The 19,402-nt window shown below is 57.9% G+C and carries 15 protein-coding genes; 7 read left to right on the forward strand and 8 right to left on the reverse strand.

Going from position 1 to position 19,402, the window contains the following annotated elements:
- Positions 1–148: 148 nt before the first annotated feature.
- Positions 149–1,678: a biosynthetic peptidoglycan transglycosylase gene (locus E8K88_RS13955; RefSeq protein ID WP_136407293.1), complete on the forward strand. Its 1,530-nt coding sequence runs from the start codon at positions 149–151 to the stop codon at positions 1,676–1,678.
- 316 nt (positions 1,679–1,994) lie between these two features.
- On the opposite strand, the gene E8K88_RS13960 is transcribed toward E8K88_RS13955, so the two are convergent.
- Entirely contained in the window at positions 1,995–3,134 is a 1,140-nt protein-coding gene (locus E8K88_RS13960; RefSeq protein ID WP_136407294.1) for an aminotransferase class V-fold PLP-dependent enzyme, read from the reverse strand.
- Between the two features lie 219 nt (positions 3,135–3,353).
- Here E8K88_RS13960 and E8K88_RS13965 point away from each other — a divergent pair, with 219 nt between their 5' ends.
- The gene (locus E8K88_RS13965) at positions 3,354–5,093 is read left to right on the forward strand and encodes a DEAD/DEAH box helicase (protein WP_136407295.1); all 1,740 of its coding nucleotides are present in this window, start codon (positions 3,354–3,356) and stop codon (positions 5,091–5,093) included.
- A gap of 195 nt (positions 5,094–5,288) precedes the next feature.
- Positions 5,289–7,355 (forward strand): DEAD/DEAH box helicase, encoded by a 2,067-nt coding sequence (locus tag E8K88_RS13970; RefSeq protein WP_136407296.1) that lies wholly within the window; start codon positions 5,289–5,291, stop codon positions 7,353–7,355.
- Between the two features lie 18 nt (positions 7,356–7,373).
- On the opposite strand, the gene proX is transcribed toward E8K88_RS13970, so the two are convergent.
- Complete coding sequence (gene proX / locus E8K88_RS13975) at positions 7,374–8,396, reverse strand: glycine betaine/L-proline ABC transporter substrate-binding protein ProX (RefSeq protein WP_136407297.1); 1,023 nt, start codon at positions 8,394–8,396, stop codon at positions 7,374–7,376.
- Positions 8,397–8,769: 373 nt separating this feature from the next.
- On the opposite strand from proX, the gene E8K88_RS13980 reads away from it, so the two are divergent.
- The 3 genes from E8K88_RS13980 to E8K88_RS13990 are packed head-to-tail and all read left to right on the forward strand — an operon-like array spanning position 8,770 to position 11,577.
- Positions 8,770–9,204, forward strand: coding sequence for a LexA family protein (locus E8K88_RS13980; protein ID WP_240754542.1), 435 nt, complete (start codon positions 8,770–8,772; stop codon positions 9,202–9,204).
- 16 nt (positions 9,205–9,220) lie between these two features.
- A complete protein-coding gene (locus E8K88_RS13985) occupies positions 9,221–10,129 on the forward strand; it encodes a GIY-YIG nuclease family protein (RefSeq protein ID WP_136407299.1) in 909 nt (302 codons plus the stop codon).
- A gap of 11 nt (positions 10,130–10,140) precedes the next feature.
- A complete protein-coding gene (locus E8K88_RS13990) occupies positions 10,141–11,577 on the forward strand; it encodes a Y-family DNA polymerase (RefSeq protein ID WP_136407300.1) in 1,437 nt (478 codons plus the stop codon).
- A 202-nt stretch (positions 11,578–11,779) separates the two neighbouring features.
- Here the strand turns inward: E8K88_RS13990 and E8K88_RS13995 are convergent, their stop codons facing one another.
- From E8K88_RS13995 to E8K88_RS14015, 5 genes are all read right to left on the reverse strand, one after another.
- Positions 11,780–12,244, reverse strand: coding sequence for a hypothetical protein (locus E8K88_RS13995; protein ID WP_136407301.1), 465 nt, complete (start codon positions 12,242–12,244; stop codon positions 11,780–11,782).
- 294 nt (positions 12,245–12,538) lie between these two features.
- Complete coding sequence (locus E8K88_RS14000; RefSeq protein WP_136407302.1) at positions 12,539–13,018, reverse strand: hypothetical protein; 480 nt, start codon at positions 13,016–13,018, stop codon at positions 12,539–12,541.
- A 486-nt stretch (positions 13,019–13,504) separates the two neighbouring features.
- Positions 13,505–14,533: a methionine synthase gene (locus E8K88_RS14005; RefSeq protein WP_136407303.1), complete on the reverse strand. Its 1,029-nt coding sequence runs from the start codon at positions 14,531–14,533 to the stop codon at positions 13,505–13,507.
- Between the two features lie 27 nt (positions 14,534–14,560).
- The gene (locus tag E8K88_RS14010) at positions 14,561–15,538 is read right to left on the reverse strand and encodes a DUF1852 domain-containing protein (protein ID WP_136407304.1); all 978 of its coding nucleotides are present in this window, start codon (positions 15,536–15,538) and stop codon (positions 14,561–14,563) included.
- Positions 15,539–16,086: 548 nt separating this feature from the next.
- A complete protein-coding gene (locus E8K88_RS14015) occupies positions 16,087–17,268 on the reverse strand; it encodes an MFS transporter (RefSeq protein WP_136407305.1) in 1,182 nt (393 codons plus the stop codon).
- A gap of 85 nt (positions 17,269–17,353) precedes the next feature.
- Here E8K88_RS14015 and E8K88_RS14020 point away from each other — a divergent pair, with 85 nt between their 5' ends.
- On the forward strand, positions 17,354–18,145 hold the full coding sequence (locus E8K88_RS14020) for an AraC family transcriptional regulator (protein ID WP_136407306.1): 792 nt from the start codon (positions 17,354–17,356) through the stop codon (positions 18,143–18,145).
- Positions 18,146–18,630: 485 nt separating this feature from the next.
- Here E8K88_RS14020 and E8K88_RS14025 read toward each other — a convergent pair whose 3' ends face one another.
- The gene (locus E8K88_RS14025; protein ID WP_136407307.1) at positions 18,631–19,329 is read right to left on the reverse strand and encodes a fumarylacetoacetate hydrolase family protein; all 699 of its coding nucleotides are present in this window, start codon (positions 19,327–19,329) and stop codon (positions 18,631–18,633) included.
- Positions 19,330–19,402 lie beyond the last annotated feature (73 nt).

The following is a 19,402-nucleotide window of genomic DNA, read 5'->3' on the forward strand; positions in this document are numbered from 1 at the left end:
CAGCGCCCAATCCAGTGAATAATCCAGCACAAAGCACCCGATTGGGGTGCCTGCGAGCCCGGTGTCAAAGGCTCTGCGACAATAAGAACTTGTTCTAAGAACGTGTTTAGCCTGTTCAAAGTCCCTAGCCCGACTGTCCTACCGATCCATGCACTATCTGCGCGCCTTTTTCTCTGCATTGCTGACCACGGCGTGTAGCCTGGTGGTGGTGCTGGGGCTGGCCGCGCTGCTCGCTGGGCTGGCGCTCTACCACCTGCGCCCCAGCAGCACGGACTGGCAAACGCAGTTGCAGATCCCGCTGCCGGCCGCGCTGGCCCAAGTGCTCGATCACCAAGCCCGCGCCTACTTGCCCAGTGATTGGCACTTACGCTCAGGCGGCGCGCCCAGCACGGCCATCTCGGCTCAGGCCAAGCAAGCGAACGGGCCACAGCAGCCACAAGGCAAGGCCGCACTGCCGGCCACCACAGCAGCCGCCCATCCAGCCGTTCCCAATACCGTCCCGAGTAATGGCCGCGCCAGCCTGATCGTGCCCATTGGCATTGCCGCCGCCGTCGACTGGATCACTTCGCCCACGGTGGCGCGCCTGCTGGGCGGCACGCAGTGGAATACGCGCTATGGCCCAATGGCCTTTGAGTGGGATGCGGACAGCCAAACCCAAACCCTGGTGTGCCAGGCCTGCAGCGCCACGCTGCCAGCACTGGGCTCCAACCCAATCAGCCTGCCTGAGCTGCGCATTGCGCTGCAGCGCGAAGGCCCACACCTGCAAGGCCAAGCCCAGGCAGGCGCACTGCAAGCGCGCTGGACCGCGCTGCTGCAACGCCAGCAGCTAGACATTGACCTGCAGTTTGACGAGCAACCGATTCGCTCGGTGTTTGCCGCCTTTGCCGCGCAAATCCCCGAAGTGGAAAAGGCCCAGATTGACGGCACACTGGCCCTGCAAGTGCAGCTGAGCCTGCCCAGCTGGCAATTGGAGATGGCACCGCAGATCAGCGATTTTCGCGTTCAAGGACTGGGCACCGAGACCCTGCCCACGGCCCCGAACCACTGTCCACGCCGCAATGATTTGCCGGTCGACGTTAACGGTTTTCTGGCCCGCGCAGTCATTGCCACCGAAGACCAGCGCTTCTACCAGCACCCTGGCTACGACCTGGCCGCCTGGCAAGACAGCCTGCAACACAACCAAACGCGCAATAGCAGCAGCAACCCGAGCGACCCACAAGGCAAACCAGTGCAGCCGCTGCGCGGCGGCAGCACTCTGACCCAACAATTGGCCAAGTTTGTCTACACCGACGGCGACCGCACGGCCTTGCGCAAACTGCGCGAATTGCTCTACACCGTCGAGCTGGAGCAGACCCTGGGCAAAGAGGGCATTTTGCGGCAGTATTTGGAGCGCGTATATTGGGGCGAAGGCACTTGCGGCGCGCAAGATGCGGCAGAGCACTATTTTGGCCAGTCGCCCGACTCGCTCAATCCAGCGCAAGCGGCCTGGCTGGCCGCGATGCTGCACCGCCCCGACTACCACGCCCAACGCTGGACTAATACTGGCCGCATCGACGTGCGCCGCACGCAGTGGGTGCTGGACCAGATGCGCATGCTGCCGCCGCTGCGCATGAACCAGCGCGAGCGCCAGCGCTGGCAGCGCTTTGTCACTGAGAACGACTGGCGCAGAAGCCGCTAAAACCAGTCCTTGCCTCAATCCACTGCGCGCTTAGAGCCTGTTCAAAGTCGCGACGCAGTCGCGCAAGGCACAAAAAAGAGGCAGTGCAAGGCGCCTGTTGCAGCTCATACGTCTGTATGAGCAAAACGGGCAACGCCGCAAGGCGCTTTTTTGTACCTTGCCCTTCGGGTTGGAGTCCAAAAGGCACGCTGCTTTGTTAAAAATCCTCGCCGGGCAGATAGCCCGACTGCGGCTTTTGCCGCGCATCGTTTCCTTTTGGGCTCCAACGCGGTCTGCGTGGAGACTTTGAACAGGCTCTTAGAACGTGTTTACGATCTTAACGCAGCCCCAGCTGGTCCAAGCCTTGGCGCAAAGAATCAACCGTGCGGTCGACGTTCTGCCATTTCTCAATGCCAAACAGGCCTAAGCGGAAGCTGCGGAAATCCGCCCCTTCATCGCACATCAAGGGCACGCCCGATGCCGCCTGAATGCCCACACCCAGCCATTTTTTGGCGTTTTGAATATCTGGATCGGTGGTGTAGCTGACCACCACACCCGGCGACTCAAACCCGGCTGCGGCCACGCTGGGAAAGCCGCGCGATTGCAGCAAGGCACGCACTTCGCGGCCCAATGCGATTTGCTGCGTGCGCAAATACTCAAAACCCAGACTGTGCATCTCCAGCATGGTCTGCTGCAGCCGCAGCAAACCATCGGTGGGCAGGGTCGCATAGTAGGCGTGCTGGCCTTTTTCATAGCCTTCGGCAATGTGCAACCACTTCTTCAAATCACAGGCATAACTGCTGCTTTGCGTGGTCTCAATCGCAGCGCGCGCGCGCGCTGACAACATCACCAGCGCGCAGCACGGCGTGCTGCTCCAGCCTTTTTGCGGCGCGCTGATCAGCACATCGACACCCAGCTCCTGCATATCCACCCACATCGCACCAGAGGCAATGCAGTCCAACACCAACAACGCACCGACTTCGTGTGCGGCTTGGGCCAAGCCGCGGATATAGTCGTCCGTCAGCAAAATGCCGCTGGCAGTTTCACAATGCGGCGCAAACACCACCTTCGGCTTTTCTGTGCGAATGCTGTGCGCAACCAGCTCTCTATCTGCCGGTGCCCAAGGCGCTTGCGCACCCTCGCCCACCGGCTGGGCCTTGTGCACCACTACACCGGCGTTCGCGCCAAACTGGCCCACTTCAAAAATCTGCGACCAACGGTAGCTGAAAAAGCCATTGCGCACGACCAGTACTTTCTCGTTACCGGCAAACTGGCGCGCCACAGCTTCCATGCCAAAGGTGCCACTGCCAGGCACGATGGCCACGGCTTCAGCCCGGTAAACCTGCTTGAGGGTGCGGATGATGTCCTGCATCACGCCAACGAACTTCGTCGACATATGGTTCAAAGCGCGATCGGTGTAGACCACCGAGTATTCAAGCAAGCCATCGGGATCAACGTTGGGCAACAAGCCGGGCATACAAAAGTCCTGTTATGTGGGTTCGAATGCAAGAGCGCAGACCACGCCAACGCAGCAATTTGGCGCAGGCAGCGGTACAGCTGTGAGCATAACGCATGGCGCGCCACTGCACAGCGCCGTGATTGACCAAGCAAGCAGCCAACAGGCTTTATCATCAACAGCAGCTGCCCGTATTGAGGGAAGCCGCTCCCATCCACCCCCATCAAAAAAACCCAGCGCGTGAGCACCGATTTTTTGCAACAACTCCAGCAGCTCATTGAAGACGAGCAGGAGGTGGCCTATGCGCGCTTATTCGAGCTATGGCAGCGGCCCTTGGCAGACAAGCTGCGCAAAGGCATCAGCCAGGGCTTTGTCCAGCTGGACCCCGGCCCAGAGCCCGGCACGTTATGGGCCTGGCCCGATGGTTCGGAATCGCGCTTTCGCGAAGGCGATTTATTGCTGCTGCACCAGGGCGATGCGCTGACCCCGCTGGGGCGGCAGCTCAGTTTTGAGGCCGAAGACGAGTCGCGCTGGCTGCTGCGCGGCGAGCAGGCCGACCAGGTGCTCAAGGCCTACCAGTCGGGCGCATGCTACGCCGAGCCCGACACCCTGAACATGGCTGGCTACTACCGGCTCAGCCTGGAAGAGATAGGCAGCTCGCGCATTGGCCAGGAACTGCTGCTGCCGCTGCTGATGGGCCGGCTGGAGCCAACACTGGACGAAGCAGCCATGGACGAGGCCTTGCAGATCGCACGTCGCGAGCAGTTCAACGAGCGCCAGGCCGAGGCCGTCAGCTGGGCGCACGGCGCGCACCACATCGCCTGCATTCAAGGCCCGCCGGGCACAGGCAAAACCCGCGTGCTGGGCCTGATTGTGCGTTTGGCCGTCGCCTGTGGCGAGCGCGTGCTGGTCAGCTCGCACACCCACACGGCCATCAACAACGCGCTCAACGCCATCGCCGCCCACGGCGTGCCGCTGGTCAAGGTCGGCCGCAGCACGCAAAGCAAGGCCTTGCACGCGGGCATTGCCATGGTCGAGAAACTGGGCGAATGGCACGAACGCCCAGAGCGCCCAGGCCAGGGCTATGTGGTGGGCGCCACCCCGTTTGCGACCTGCTCCAGGCGCTTGCAAGACTACAGCTTTGACACCGTGGTGTTTGATGAAGCCAGCCAGATCACGCTGCCACTGGCGCTGATGGCCATGCGCAAAGCACGCCGCTATATTTTCATTGGCGACCAGCGGCAATTGCCACCGGTGCTGCTGACGCGCTCAGTGCTCGATGGGCGCCAGCACTCGGTCTTTGCCCACCTGACCCATGCAGGCGGCGACCATGTGGTGATGCTGGAAGAAACCTACCGCATGAACCAGTGGCTGGCCGCCTGGCCCAGCGGCCACTACTACGGCGGCCGACTGCAAGCCACAGGCAGCAACGCCCAGCGCCAGCTGCAGTTGGACTGGGCCGCCGTGCCGCAGCCATGGCAAGCAGCGCTGGCCGCAGACCAGCCGCTGGTGTTCATTCCAACCCGTGATGGCCAAGCCCGCACCAGCAACCTGGCCGATGCCGAGCTGGTCGCCGAGCTGTGCGAGGCCTTGCTAGGCGCGGGCCTGCCCGCGCATGCGATTGGCATCGTCTCGCCATTTCGCGCCCAAGGCCGCCTGATTCGCAAACAGCTGCAATGGCGGCTGGGCCTGCACAACGCGCGCCAGATTCTGGCCGATACGGTCGAGCGCATGCAAGGCCAGGAGCGGGAAGTGGTGATCCTGTCACTGGCCAGTGGCGACCACGATTTCATTGCCGCAGCCGCGGCCTTTCTGTTCCAGCCCGAGCGCATCAACGTCTCGATCACCCGCGCCAAAATCAAGCTGCTGGTGATTGGCCCCGAAGGCCTGGACGCCAGCGACATCGAACACCCAACGCTGCGCCGTTGGCTGCAGCAATACCAAAGCCTGCTGGCGCACTGCCACAGAGTGCCGCTGTAAAAATTTCTTGCAGCGCAAGTCCCTGTTTGGGCCTCACAAGCAAGCTTGCAATGCGCCTTTTACGCTTGGCGCTGGGCGTTTTGTAATCCAACAGCACACCGCTGTGTTAAAAACCGTCGCCGGGCTGCCAGCCCATTCGCGTTTTGTATGCCACACACCCTTTAGGCTCCCACGCGGTCGCGCCAAGACCGCCCAATGTTCTTTCGCATGGCCATCTTTATTCCCGAAAAACTCGCAACCGCAGGGGCCAAGGCCATCCACATCAAACGGGCGTTGAGCCAGCTCGACGACCATTTTGTCGTGCGCAGCCCGTTTCAGCGCCGCAGCTGGCTGCCGGACTTTCTATTGCAGCATGCCCAACGGGGCTGGCTGGCGATGGCGGTCTGCGATCTGGCGTTTGCGCATATTCCGTTTGGTCGCCGTTTGTTTGAGCCCAGCAAGCCTTCGGCTTTTGAGGCTTTGCTGCAAGACTTTCAGCAGTTTGACCAAGGCCGGGCGGCACCAGCGGCGAAGGCGCCCGCCCATGGTGCAACCAAGCCAAGCCTGCCCAAAGTCGTGCTGATGTGGCGCTGCAACCGCCAGGAAGTGCAGCACCTTGCCGCGCGTTTTGGTGCCACACATGGCCTGGTGTTTGTCTCCAAAGAGGCCTTGCAGGCCGAGGGCGCAGCGCTGCTGACAGGCCTTTTGGCGCCGCTTGACCTGCCGCAATCACAGGCACTGCTAACCCATTATTTTCCCGAGGCCGAAGTGCCAGCGCGTGCCACCACGCGCCGCCTGTTTGTGCGCGACAACCGCGCCAGCCTGGGCAAATTCTTTCTCGACTACAACCAGGAATGGGCCGCCAAACTGGATCTGCGCACACCGCAAGACAGTGACGAAGCCAGCGCCCACTTTTCACTGCGCCTGGTCAATGGCGTTGCAGGCAGCGGCAAAACCCTGATCGCCGTCGCACGCGCGATGCTGCTGGCTGAGCTCAATCCGGCACAAAAAATCGTCGTGCTGATCCACAACACGCCTGTGGTCGCCGACCTCAAGGCCAAGCTGATCCGCACGCATGGCGCGCTGCCCGCCAACCTCCGCATTCTGACCTTTTTCAGCTGGGCCACCAGCCAATGGATGCGCTTGTACGGCTACAAGCCGCACTTCGCCACCCCCAGCCAAATCAAACAGGTGCTGGCCAGCCAGCGCAGCGCCTGGCCGCAGTTGGCGCACAGCGATGCGCAATTGCTCGACGAGCTGGATTTCATCAACGACACCCTGCTGGAGAACGAGGCCCAATACCTGCAGGCCAACCGCACAGGCCGCGGCTTTGCGCTGCGCGAGAAAGAGCGCAGTGCGCTCTGGGGCTTGTACCAGGCCGTGACCCAGGCACTGGCGACCAGCCCCAACAAAAGCCTGCTGTGGAGCGCCTTGCCACGCGGCATTTGCCTGGCCGATGACCACCGCAAACTGGCCCTGGTCGATCATGTGCTGATTGACGAGGCGCAGTTTTTTGCGCCCGCATGGTTTCAGGCTGTGCGCCTGGGCATGCAAGGCAGTGGCAGCCTGTTTTTATGCGCCGACCCGAACCAGGGCTTTATGAAAAACCGCCTGAGCTGGAAAAGCGCAGGGCTGGAGGTGGCTGGGCGCACGAAAAAACTGCACCGCTCGTACCGCACGACGCAGGCGATTCTGTCGGCCGCCAACAGCTTGCTGCAACAACACACCAAGGCCGATGCCGAAGATTTTTTGCAGCCGGACTTGAGCGGCATGGAGCCTGGCCAGCCGCCAGTGCTGATCCACTGCGATTCGCAGCAGGACAGCATCGACCGCCTGCTCAATGAGATGGAGCTGGCGCTGCAAACGCCAGGCATCACAGTTGACAACATCTTGGTGGTGTTTGGCGATCCCCGCCTGCAGCAGCCGCTGTACGAGCGCTTGCGCAAGCGCTTTGGCGAACAGGCCGTTTGGTCTTTGAACCACGAAGACACGAAAAACGAACCACCGCATGGCCTGCAGCGCGACTACCTGCGCATGGCCAGCGTAGCCACGGCCACCGGCTTAGAAGCCGGTGTGGTGTTTTTGATTGGCATGGAGGCACTGGTGTCTGCCAGCGCGCACGCAGCCTGGCAAGCGCACCGCGAGCAGGAGGCTCGCACCGCCGCCACCGAAGCCCATGTGCGCAAACTGTATATGGCCATGACACGGGCCGGCCAGTCGCTGGTGTTACTGGCCAGCCAGCCGGTGGCAGCTGGCATTGCGCGCCATTTCAAGCAGATGTAAACACCTGCTCACCCTGCTTTACTCAGACTTGGCCGCCTGGCCCGCTTGCAAGGCCGTTTGAATCCAACCATCAAACGTCGCCTGGTGGGCCTTGATCCACGCATCGGTGTGGCGCGCCACGTCTTGCTGGCGGTTTTCGCCCTCGTTCATCAAGCGGTTCTGGCGGTTGATGTCGTCAATCGGCAGAGACATGATTTCAAACAATTTGGCAGCAGCCGGGTTGTTCTGCACAAACGTTTTATTGGCCAGAATGTACTGGTTGTTGATCGGAAAACCGTAGTTCTTGCCATTGGCCTGCGTGGTGTCGGTGCCCGCTTGCACGCCTGGCATCGCAGAGCGTGGCACCTCTAACCACACCACTTCCTGGCCTGGGCGCAACACATTGCTGAGCCAGTAGGGCGTCCACGCATAAAACAGCACCGGCTGGCCTTGCTTGAAGCGCGACAGCGTATCGGCAATCAGCGCCGGGTAATTGCCCTGCACGTAGTTGACGGTGTTGTTCAAATCAAAAGTCTTGAGCTGGTGGTTCACCACCGCTTCACCGCCCCAACCAGCGCTTGGGCCAACCAGATCGGCCTTGCCATCGCCATTGGTGTCAAACAGTTTGGCCAGTTTGGGATCGCTGAGCTGGCTCAGGTCCTTGATGCCATAGGCATCGGCGGTTTTTTTATCGATCATATAGCCCTGCGCGGCGCCACTGACAAACACACCCTCGCGCGACAAACGGGCCTCGCCCCCGGCGCTTTTGTAAAACTCAGCGTGGTGTGGGTTCCAGTGGTTGGCCAAGAACGTGGCATCGCCGTTGGCCACGGTCAAATGCGCCAGCGGGTATTCAATCTCTTCAATCGGTTGCACTTCGTAGCCCAGCTCAGTGAGTGCGCGCACCACCAATTGGGTCTGAAATGTCTCTTCTGCCAGGGAGCTTTGTAGCGGTAGCACCTTGACGCCTTTGCCGGGTAAATCGCTCGCGTGGACAAACGTGCCAGCAGCGATCAGTGTGGTCACCAGCAAAGTACGGGCAAAGTGGTTGAGCTTCTTCATGCGATCAAAATCCTTTCTCTTGTGAATAGATGCCTATGCATACGAGGTGCATGGGTCGCGCGCGCATCGTGCGTGCAACCGATTGTTTATAACTCACATTACATATTAAAGTCAAATTTCAGGCGCAAACGTCATAAAGGATCAGGCAGCCAATGCACTAGTAGTGCGACGCGCCTGGTGCAAGCAACGCTTCGCGTGCATCGCGGGCGTAGAGCCCGTGCAGCATTTGCAGCCAACGCACTGCGAATTGACAATTAAACTGACTAAAAACTGCTTCCGACCTGCATCACAGCACCGCTACCATCACAGTATTCGCCAGTGGTTTGTCCACCGTACTTCCCAGGCATAGCCCCCACACGAACAACATATGTCCATGGTCGCCCCTTTCCTCACCCCCACTGCGCTGCGCTCTGATGCAGCCATGCTGCTGCCGCTGTGCAGCACCGTGCGGGCCGGTTTTCCCAGCCCAGCGGATGATTTTTTGCACAAGCACATCGACATTGGCGCCGAGCTGGTGCGCCACCCGCACGCCACCTTTTTGCTGCGCGTGGCTGGTCGCTCGATGGAAGCCTTTGGCATTTTTGATGGCGACCTGGTGGTGGTAGACAAAGCCATCACCGCACGCCACGGCCATATTGTGATTGCCGTGATGGATGGCGAATTCACCTGCAAACAGCTCTACACCAAGGCCGGCAAAACCAAGCTGCTGGCTGGCAACCCGGAGTTTGAAGCGCTGGGGTTTCAAGAAGGCCAGACCATGGAGGTCTGGGGCGTCGTGACCTCGTGCATCAAACAATTCCCGATCTAGCCACTGCACACCAGCCATGACCGACCGCCCACCCCGCACCCGCCCCTTCAGCCGCCGCCAGCGTGCCGAGCCGCAGCTGACCTACCGCATCGCGCCCACGCTCAAGGCACTGGCCCAGGCCCTGCCGCAAGGCCCAGGCGTGTACCTGTTCTGGGGTGCTGAGGGCGACAAACTGCCGCTGTACGTGGGCAAAAGCATCCATATCCGCAAACGCGTGCAAGACCATTTGCGCAACCCCGAAGAAGCGGCAATGCTGCAGCAAACCCAGCGCTTTGAAGCCCGCCCCACCACCGGCGAAATTGGCGCCTTGCTGCTGGAATCGCAGCTGATCAAAACCTACCAGCCGCTGTACAACCAGCGCCTGCGCTACAGTCGCCAGCTGTGCAGCTGGTCCTTGGTGAATGGGCAACTGCAACTGGCACACGCCAACGCGATGGCCATGACCCCGTCTGCCCAATTATTTGGCTTGTACCGCAGCGCCCACGCGGCCAAAGAAGCGATTGCCACACTGGCTGACACGCATATGCTGTGCCTGAGTACGCTGGGCCTGGAGAAAGCCAGCCCCGGCAAGCCCTGCTTCAGGCACATGGTCAAACGCTGCGCCGGTGCCTGCTGCGGCAAAGAAACGCCAGAGGCGCACCTGGCGCGCTGCATCGCCGCACTGGAAGAGCTGCGGCTGCAAGCCTGGCCCTATGCTGGGCCGGTCGCGCTGGTCGAGCGCGCAGACACGCAGCAGCAGTGGCACGTGCTGGACAACTGGTGCTACCTGGGCAGCGCGCCCGACCAACACAGCGCGCAGGCCCTGGTCACGCCAGTCAAATCCTATGACGTAGACAGCTACAAAATTCTGGTGCGGCCGCTGATGCTGGGCCAGCATGAAATAGTGCCGCTATTGGCCCGCGACAAGATCGTAAACACGTTCTAAGGACGCGCACCATGTTTGCACTGGTTGACGGCAACAATTTCTACTGCAGCTGCGAGCGCGTGTTCCAGCCCTATTTGCAAAACCGCCCGCTGATCGTGCTGTCCAACAACGACGGCTGCGCCATTGCCCGCAGCGACGAAGCCAAGGCCCTGGGCATACGCATGGGCGCGCCTTATTTCCAGATCAAACACCTGGAAAAAACCGCCAACCTGGCCACCCGCTCGGCCAACTTCACGCTGTACGGCGACATGAGCAACCGCATGATGGGCGTGGCCGCGCAAATGGGGCCCGAGCAAGAAATCTACTCGATTGACGAATGTTTCATTGGCCTGCACGGCCTGCCAACGAACAGCCTCACCGAACGGGCCTGGCACACGCACCGCCAAATTGCGCAGTGGACTGGCATTCCCAACTGCATCGGCATTGGCCCGACCAAAACGCTGGCAAAATTAGCCAACCACATCGCCAAATCGGCCGACCGCCAAATCAAGCCCTATCCGGCGATACTGGCCAAAGTCTGCAATTTTGCCGAATTGAACGACAGGCAAACAAGCTATCTGTTCCAAAAAATCGCCGTCAGCGAAGTCTGGGGCATTGGTAGGCGCATTGCACGGCAACTGCAGGCCGAAGGCATTCTGAGCATCTGGGACTTCATGCAACTGAGTGCGGCCACCGTGCGCCAGCGTTGGAGCGTGGTGCTGGAGAGCACCTGGCGCGAACTGCACGGCACGCCTTGCAGGCAACTGGAGGCCAACCCCGAACCGCGCCAGCAAATCGCCTATACCCGCAGCTTTGGCCACCCCACCACCGCACTGCCCGACCTCGAAAGCGCGATCACCACCTTCGCCACCCGCGCAGCTGACAAGCTGCGCAAACAACACAGCCAAGCCAGCCAGGTGCTGGTGTTTGCCAAAAGCAGCCCGTTCGCAACCAACACCGCCCCACATTCGCGCACTGTGGTGCAAGGTTTGAGTGAGCCAAGCAACAACACCGTCGCTCTGGTCGCAGCAGCGCTGGCGGCCTTGCGCAAGCTGTACCAGCCGGGTATTCGTTACAGCAAAGCGGGCGTGATGTTATTGGATTTGTGCAATGTGCCGCCGTGGGGGCAGGCTGGCAAAAGCCAGCGCGCATTGGATGAACAGGCAGGGGGCGACGCGCTGGATTTGGGGCTGCTTAACTCGCACGATGCAGCGCTTGTGCATGGCGCAGAGACCGAGCAGCTCAGTTTGGACTTTAGTCCCTTGGCCGCTCAGCAAGCGCACAGCCAACAACAAGCCAAGGCACAGCGCTTGATGACAGCGTTGGATGCGATTACCCACCGCTTTGGGCATGACACGGTGGTGCTGGCTTCGCAGCTCGATGGAAAGCGCGGCTGGCAGATGCGGCAGGAGCAAAGGTCACCGCATTACACGACTTGTTTAGGGGATGTGCCTGTTGTGAGGGTTTAGGCAGTTAGGCTGGCTTGCGGCCTTGGCTGGGCGCTTGCGTTGACGCTATCGAGCGCATGGCCGTGGGCATGTCTTCTACCTGCACGGATGGATTGACCGCCAAATACCTAAAGAGGCTATTGTCCACAGCACTTGGCAACGCGGCATGTCTCAACGGCGGTTGCCGTGGGCAGCTTTGCTGCCCACACTACGCAAAACCTGCTTAAAGACTTGGAATATTGCAGACCTGCTTGACGTCATGACGGAAGCTCAGCTGGAACACTTCAAGGGGCGCATTCTTTGGATTGGGTAGACAAAATTCGCCTGTAAATAACCACCTAGAGTTGTTGTCACCGCTATAGCCCACAAAAGCACTGTACTCCGTATGCGTCTCGAACAGGTCAGTGCCAAATGGTGCAAAGCATTCATTCAAAAGGATGTCTTTGGAGTTAAATTCAGCACTCATGACACTGACAAATTGATTCGTGGCAAGCGATCTTTCTGAAACAGAAATATAAACTCTGCTGTATTTATTGAAGTTTTCTTTAAACTCATTATTTCCAAAACAGACCTTGCCGCCATTTGCTTTGACCTCTAGCAAATCCAAACGATCCGGATGACCTCTAGGCACACAGCCAGCAACAGCCACAAATAATAAGAGAATTAAAATTAATCCACCCAACCTCACAATTACTATCCTACACACAAATTTCTACTGCTTTTACAACTCCCTCTCGCAAGTAGAAAATCTCTCAAAATAGACTCATACAAAGGAATAAGAGATTCGGAATTTTGATTACCGTAATTTTTAATTTTATTCATATAAAACCATTCACCAACACCACCATAATTCAATAAAAACCAATAATCAGCAATGATGCTGACTTGTTGCTCCATCCTATAATTCATCAGCGACTTCTGCACCGGACTACCAAAGGGAACCTCTCATAACCCCTAAAAACGCGAATTCATCGCTTGTAACTCATTGATTTAGTTGATGCGAATTTTTCGAGACTGAGGTTTTGAGAGGTTCCCCAAAGTCCAATTCATACTTATAAGACACCAACCCACTCACCATTCCACGAATAAAAACAGCCATTCCAGACTGATGCTGCCACACATGGCTCATTTCATGCATAAAAATATGCTGTCTTTGCATCGAAGATGATGAATAATCATTAGAATACAGTTCGCCATAGGCTGGCATGTAGATCATTCCATTAGGAGCCATCGCCACACGCTTGCCTTGCATATTAAAAGGCAAGTAACTTTCCTGAATGATACGAACTTGGCTGTAGGTGATGCTATGGCTGAAAATCTGAAAAGCCATATTGCGCTCCCCCTCTGCCAACGGCCTTTGCCTACGGCAGCGGTAGGATGCAGTAGGTGTCTGCAAGTCCCCCATTAAAAATTCTGCAGTTGATTCACAGATACGGGGAATCAATGGATAATTGCCAGGCATAATAATCCTTGCCATTGAATAAATGCACGCGACATCAATTAATTTTCAAATAATTTTTGCGCAAGAAATTATAGAATTTGGCCTCGACTTCATGGCGTGCCAGCTGAAATATTGACTATTTCTTGCATTCCTTGCACGGCATGCATCCTTGTACGGCGGATCAAGACCCGCCTTCTAATCACCCACAAGCTGCCCGCGATCTAACAAGGCCAGTTGCGCGGCCCCCAAGCTCGCCTCTGGCTCTCTCGGCTTGAGAAGTTTTGGTGAGTTGCGGTCTTGCTCAAACATGGACCCATCGCAGGTCAGCTGGAAGCCTTCTCACGCCTTGGCTGCCACAGGCAAGCGGAACAGCGCGCCTGGCGCGGTGTCTTCAACATGGTGTCCCTATCTGTCTCAACCACATTGGCTGCCCCACCAGCAAGCTGTCAACGCGAACTCGGGCAAATTCACTGCCCTGCCCCACGCGCCATCCTTAGCGCTACATGCTTAGCGCGCCAATTCTTGCCGCACAATCTCAGCCCCAGCACTGAGCGCATGCAGCTTGCCGCGTGCCACCGCGCGCGGCAGCGGGGCCATGCCGCAGTTGGTGGACGGATAGAGTTTGTCGGCATCGACGAACTGCAGCGCCTTGCGCAAGGTATTGGCCACTTCGTCTGCGGTCTCAATCGTGTTGGTGGCCACATCAATGGCGCCCACCATGACTTTTTTGCCGCGAATCAGCTCAATCAAATCCATCGGCACATGCGAGTTCTGGCATTCCAGCGAGACGATGTCGATAGTCGATTGCTGCAGCTTGGGGAAGGACTCTTCATATTGACGCCACTGCGAGCCCAGCGTTTTTTTCCAATCGGTATTGGCTTTGATGCCGTAGCCGTAGCAAATGTGCACGGCGGTTTCGCATTGGAGCCCTTCGATGGCACGCTCCAAGGTGGCGACGCCCCAGTCGTTGACCTCGTCAAAGAAGACGTTGAAAGCAGGCTCATCGAACTGGATGATGTCTACGCCTGCAGCTTCCAGCTCTTTGGCTTCCTGGTTGAGGATTTTGGCAAATTCCCAGGCGAGCTTTTCGCGGCTTTTGTAGTGGTTGTCGTACAGCGTGTCGATCATCGTCATAGGGCCAGGCAGCGCCCATTTGATCGGCTGCGTGGTTTGCTGGCGCAAGAATTTCGCATCTTCAACGAACACCGGCTTTTGGCGTGCGACCGCCCCCACCACAGTGGGAACGCTGGCATCGTAGCGATTGCGAATACGCACGGTTTCACGTTTTTCAAAGTCCACGCCTTCAAGGTGCTCAATGAAGGTGGTGACAAAATGCTGGCGGGTTTGCTCGCCATCACTGACGATATCGATGCCCGCTTGCAATTGCTCTTGCAATGCGACTCGCAAAGCGTCTTGCTTGCCTTCGATCAGTGCATCGTCCTGCAACTTCCAAGGCGACCACAGCACCTCTGGCTCGGCCAGCCAGGCAGGTTTTGGCAAACTGCCTGCTGTCGACGTTGGCAATATTTTTTTCATAAGCAATGACCTTGTTAATCTGGTAAATCAAACTGCATTTTGCGCAGACCACTGCTGCAAAATATGTTGGTAGGGCTTGATAAAGTGTTCCTCGGTGAACTTGCCTTGCTCGACGGCCAAGCGGCTGCGCTCTTCGCGGTCGTAGACAATTTGCGTCAAGGAGTGGTCTTTGTTCTTCAAGCTAGGCTGGTAGCAATTGCCTGCAACGGAATTGGCGTTGTAAATCTCTGGACGGTAGATTTTCTGGAATGTCTCCATCGTGCTGATGGTGCCGATCAACTCCAAATTCGTGTAGTCACTGAGCAAATCACCGCAGAAATAAAATGCCAATGGCGCCGAACTATTTGGCGGCAAGAAATAGCGCACTTGCAGACCCATTTTTTCAAAATACAGGTCGGTTGAAGACCGTTCGTTTTGTTGGTATTCAACCCCCAAAATAGGATGCACATTGCCGGTGCGGTGGTAGACCTTGCTGCTGGATACGCTCAGGCAAATCACCGGCTTTTTGTGAAAGTGCTTTTTATAAGCACTTGAATTCACAAAATTTTTGAACAACTTACCATGTAAATCGCCGAAATTGTCGGGCATGCTGAATTCACTTTTATTTTTATTGTGATCCAGCAACAGGACGCTAAAATCATAATCGCGCACATAGGAAGAAAAGTTATTGCCTACCAAGCCGTCAATGCGCTGACCGCTGTGGCGGTCAATAATCGTTGTCTTAAGCACTTCAATAACAGGAAATGCCTCGCCCTTGCCTTCCACATCCAGATCGACCGAAACAATGTCCAACTCGACCGAATAACGATCCGCCTTTGGATTATCCCAATTGGCCAAACCATTGAATCGGTTATCGATCATTTGCAAGGTATTGAGCAAATTATCTTCGCGACTGGCACCACGCGCCAAATTCGCAAAATTGGTGGTAATACGCGTATTATTCGATGGACGGTAATTACCATCAAATCGAATACTTTTAATACCAAACTCAAAACTTGCAGCCATTACGACCTCCCGCCAAATATCCAATTTCAAAACTGAATGGATTCTATGCGGCGGTCACTTGCAAGTACAATGAAATAACTTCATTGAAGCATTAGCTGTATTCATGGCGTTGGGCACGGGGGATTTTGTCTCTGAATAGCGCCGCTCAAACCATGCCCAATAACCAGCGCAGTCACTTGACTCGGCTGCGTATCTACGCCATCAGCTTGTCCGTCAGGCCCACGCCGCAGCGCGCACGCGTGAAGTCCTGCAATGGGCCATATTCGATCTGGCAGGCAGTGCTGCGCAGCGCATCAAAAGATGCCGACCTGGTGCATACCGCTGGCGGATCGAACGGCTGCCGCGGAGAGCGACGCGCACATCGCCACTGCTGCGCCCGAACCGCACGATGTTGTGTGACGGCCCAATTGCGACACATTAGCCCATGGTGCCGCTGACACCGACAAAAATGGTTGTCATAACCAGCCCCTTGTTCCAAGAGACCGCAACCAAACCCGCTTGCACTGCAACAGCTGGCCATGGCGCTTGGAATGGAGCCAAACTCGCGCTCAGGCCTTCAGCTGTAAATTGCGCCCAGCAAGCAAGCCCACCCACACCGCACACAAAGCCAGCAAAGCGCACAGGCCAAGGGGCACCAACCAGCCGCCCAGCCCATCGTGCAAAGCACCCATGGCCATCGGTCCAGCGGCGGCCAGCAAGTACCCCATGCATTGCGACATCCCCGACAGCGCCGCAGCTTGTTGTGCATTGTGGCTGCGCAGGCCCACAAAGCTCAGGCCCAGAATCATGCCAGCGCCAGTGCCCAAGCCAAACAAAACAGACCACAACAGCGACCACTGCGGCCAGACCATCAAGCCGAGCAAGCCGATCAAGGACAAGCCGGCCGTGGCCGCTGCAGGCACACGCTGGTCAGACAATCCACGCAATAAACGCCCCATGAACAAGGCAGGCACGGCCGTTGCCAGTTGCAGCACACCATGCAGCGATCCCGCATAGTCCGGGGCTTGGCCTGCATCAATCAAAACAGTGGGCAACCAGCCGACGACCACATAGTAGATGGTGGAATTCAAACCCAAAAACAAGGTGACCTGCCAGGCCAGCGCCGAACGCCAGACCGAGCCAGCCTGTGCCAGCGGGGCTGGGTCTGCCGCAGGTATATGGCGCTGGCGCAATTGGCTGGTCCAAACGGCCATAGCCGCCAGCGGCAGCACAATGAACGTGCCCAGCGCGATCTGCCAGCCCCAGGCGCGTGTCAATGGCACGACCACCGCCGAGCCCAAGGCCGCCGCAATCCCCATCGCCAGCACATAGGCTGACGTGAGTGAGGCCACCTGCTGCGCGAAGTCGCGTTTGACCAGGCCGGGCAGCAACACATTGCCCACGGCAATGCCCATGCCAATCAGCATCGTGCCCAGATACAGCAACCAGCCGGGCCCGAGCGAGCGCAAGACAATGCCCAGCGCAATCGCGACCATTGCGCCAAACAAGCTACGCTCCAGCCCAAATGCACGCGCGAACAACGCACTGAAGGGGGAGAGCAAGGCAAAAGCCAGCAAGGGCAAGGTGGTCAATGCGCCCGCTGCCACGACACCCAAATCCAAACCATGCTGGATCGCGCCCAGAACAGGCGGCAAGGCAGTGACTGGCGCACGCAAGTTCGCGGCGATCAGAAAAATACCAACCAACAGCAGTGCGCTGCTGGTCGTGCGAGAGGCTAAGAAAGAACGCATGGCATCAAGGTAAATGGCGACCCCTGCACATTAGCCTGCAATTTTCTGGAAGAATATAGAAGGAATGACAATCAATCGCTAAAAAATGACAAGCAGCACTCTTAGCCTATCTTTGTGCGCCTTTGATCCGGATTTAGACCAACGGCCCGCCATTGCTTTAGAGCTTGATGTGCAACACAACGACGTGGAGCAACCCCTGCACCAGCACCGCAAAGGCCAGCTGATTGTGGCGCTGCATGGCGCGGCGCAGTGCGAAGTGCCGGGCGGCTTGTGGATGGTGCCACCGCAACACGGTGTCTGGATTCCGGGCGGCACTCTGCACAGCAACCGCGTCACCCACAATGCCCATCTATGCCTGTTGTTTGTAGAGCCGGGCACGGCTGACTTGCCAGACAAATGCTGCACGCTCAGCATCACGCGCCTGGTGCGCGAATTGATCCGACACTTGGCGCACATAGGCCCACACTACGCGCCAGGCAGCGCCAGCGAGCGCTTGGCCTTGGTGCTGCTCGAACAATTGGCCGATGCCCAAGTCGAGCAGTTGCACTTGCCGATTTCAGAACACCCCAAGATTCGCCGTATCGCCAATGCTTTGGCGCTGGATCCATCGGACCGGCGTACGCTGGGTGCATGGGCGAGCGAGCTGGCCATGAGCGAGCGCACCTTGGCGCGGCTGGTGCAGCGCGAAACCGGCTTGAGCTTTGGCCGCTGGCGCCAGCAATGGCATTTGGTGGTTGCGCTGCGCCAACTCGCCTCGGGCGCCGCAGTGCAGCAAGTGGCGGGTGATTTGGGCTATGACTCGGTCACGGCCTTCATCACCATGTTCAAGAAAGCCTTAGGCGCCTCGCCCACGCAGTACTTTGCGGCGCTGCGTTGAGTGTAAAAGCCTGTTCAAAATCTCCACGCAGTCGCGCAAGACTCAAAAAGGTGGCAGCACTAGGCGCCTGTTGACGCTCATACGTGTGTATGAGCAAGACGGGCAGCGCAGTAATGCGCTTTTTTGAGCCTTGCCCTTCGGGTTGGAGTCCAAAAGACACGCTGCTTTGTTGAAAATCCTCGCCGGGCAGCTAGCCCGACTGCGGTTCTAGCCGCGCATTGCATCCTTTTGGGCTCCAACGCAATCTGTAAAAAGGGCGAAAACACGTTCAAAGATGGATTGCCTCCAAAAAACTCGCTAAAAAGTCAAGGCAATAACCTATGAAAGACAGGTTGTGGAGCCCAATGTGCGAGCGGCCATCTTGAATCAATTCATTGACTTGGAAGGCCCCAAGAAGGTCACTGCGGGATCACTGCCCCTGCGGCTGGGCAGCGCAGCCTCTTTTTTGTGCCTAGCGCGGCTGCGTGAAGATGGTGAACAGGCCCTTAAGGTTTGGGCCCCACAGTGAACTCAAAACTGCCCACACCTTCAACGCCACCAGACACCACATCGCCGGGCTGCAAAGCGCCCACGCCCGATGGCGTGCCGGTGTAGATCAAATCGCCTGGTTGCAGCTGCACCGATTGCGAAATGTAGCTGATCACATCGGCCACAGGCCAGATCAGCTCGTTCAAATCGCCCTCTTGCCTGACCTCACCGTTGACCTCAAGCCACACACGGCCTTCGCTGGGGTGGCCGACTTTGTCAACCGGCAGCAATGGGCCGCAAGGCGCAGAGGCATCAAAGCCTTTGGCCCAATCCCAGGGGCGGCTCATTGTCTTGGCCACATCCTGCACGTCGCGGCGGGTCAAATCCACACCTACGCCATAACCCCAGACCAAACTCAAGGCTTGCTCAACGGGCACGTTGCGGCCAGTGCCACCAATGGCCACGACCATTTCAATCTCATGGTGCAGGTTGTTGGTCAGGCTTGGGTAGGGCACCACACCGCTGGCAGGCACGACCGCGTCAGACGGCTTGGCGAAAAAGAACGGCGGCTCACGGCTCGGGTCATTGCCCATCTCACGCGCGTGGGCGGCGTAGTTGCGGCCAACACAAAACACCCGGCGAATTGGAAACAGCGCGGCTGTTTCGGCCACTGCCACTGCGGCCTGTGCAGGGGGCGTAATCACGTACTTGCTCATCGTCTTTGTCTTTATCGAGAGATGGTTGAAAACTGCAGCCAACGAAAACTCTGCAAAACTTCCTAGCTACTTT

The organism is Lampropedia aestuarii (assembly GCF_004803635.1).
Taxonomy (GTDB): domain Bacteria; phylum Pseudomonadota; class Gammaproteobacteria; order Burkholderiales; family Burkholderiaceae_C; genus Lampropedia; species Lampropedia aestuarii.

What these genes read in the sequence shown, in the direction of transcription:
- E8K88_RS13955 (WP_136407293.1), top strand. Translation starts at nt 149, where the DNA reads ATGCACTATCTGCGCGCCTTTTTCTCTGCATTGCTGACCACGGCGTGT.
- E8K88_RS13960 (WP_136407294.1), bottom strand. Translation starts at nt 3,134, where the DNA reads ATGCCCGGCTTGTTGCCCAACGTTGATCCCGATGGCTTGCTTGAATAC.
- E8K88_RS13970 (WP_136407296.1), top strand. Translation starts at nt 5,289, where the DNA reads ATGTTCTTTCGCATGGCCATCTTTATTCCCGAAAAACTCGCAACCGCA.
- proX (WP_136407297.1), bottom strand. Translation starts at nt 8,396, where the DNA reads ATGAAGAAGCTCAACCACTTTGCCCGTACTTTGCTGGTGACCACACTG.
- E8K88_RS13980 (WP_240754542.1), top strand. Translation starts at nt 8,770, where the DNA reads ATGGTCGCCCCTTTCCTCACCCCCACTGCGCTGCGCTCTGATGCAGCC.
- E8K88_RS13985 (WP_136407299.1), top strand. Translation starts at nt 9,221, where the DNA reads ATGACCGACCGCCCACCCCGCACCCGCCCCTTCAGCCGCCGCCAGCGT.
- E8K88_RS13990 (WP_136407300.1), top strand. Translation starts at nt 10,141, where the DNA reads ATGTTTGCACTGGTTGACGGCAACAATTTCTACTGCAGCTGCGAGCGC.
- E8K88_RS14000 (WP_136407302.1), bottom strand. Translation starts at nt 13,018, where the DNA reads ATGCCTGGCAATTATCCATTGATTCCCCGTATCTGTGAATCAACTGCA.
- E8K88_RS14005 (WP_136407303.1), bottom strand. Translation starts at nt 14,533, where the DNA reads ATGAAAAAAATATTGCCAACGTCGACAGCAGGCAGTTTGCCAAAACCT.
- E8K88_RS14010 (WP_136407304.1), bottom strand. Translation starts at nt 15,538, where the DNA reads ATGGCTGCAAGTTTTGAGTTTGGTATTAAAAGTATTCGATTTGATGGT.
- E8K88_RS14015 (WP_136407305.1), bottom strand. Translation starts at nt 17,268, where the DNA reads ATGCGTTCTTTCTTAGCCTCTCGCACGACCAGCAGCGCACTGCTGTTG.
- E8K88_RS14020 (WP_136407306.1), top strand. Translation starts at nt 17,354, where the DNA reads ATGACAAGCAGCACTCTTAGCCTATCTTTGTGCGCCTTTGATCCGGAT.
- E8K88_RS14025 (WP_136407307.1), bottom strand. Translation starts at nt 19,329, where the DNA reads ATGAGCAAGTACGTGATTACGCCCCCTGCACAGGCCGCAGTGGCAGTG.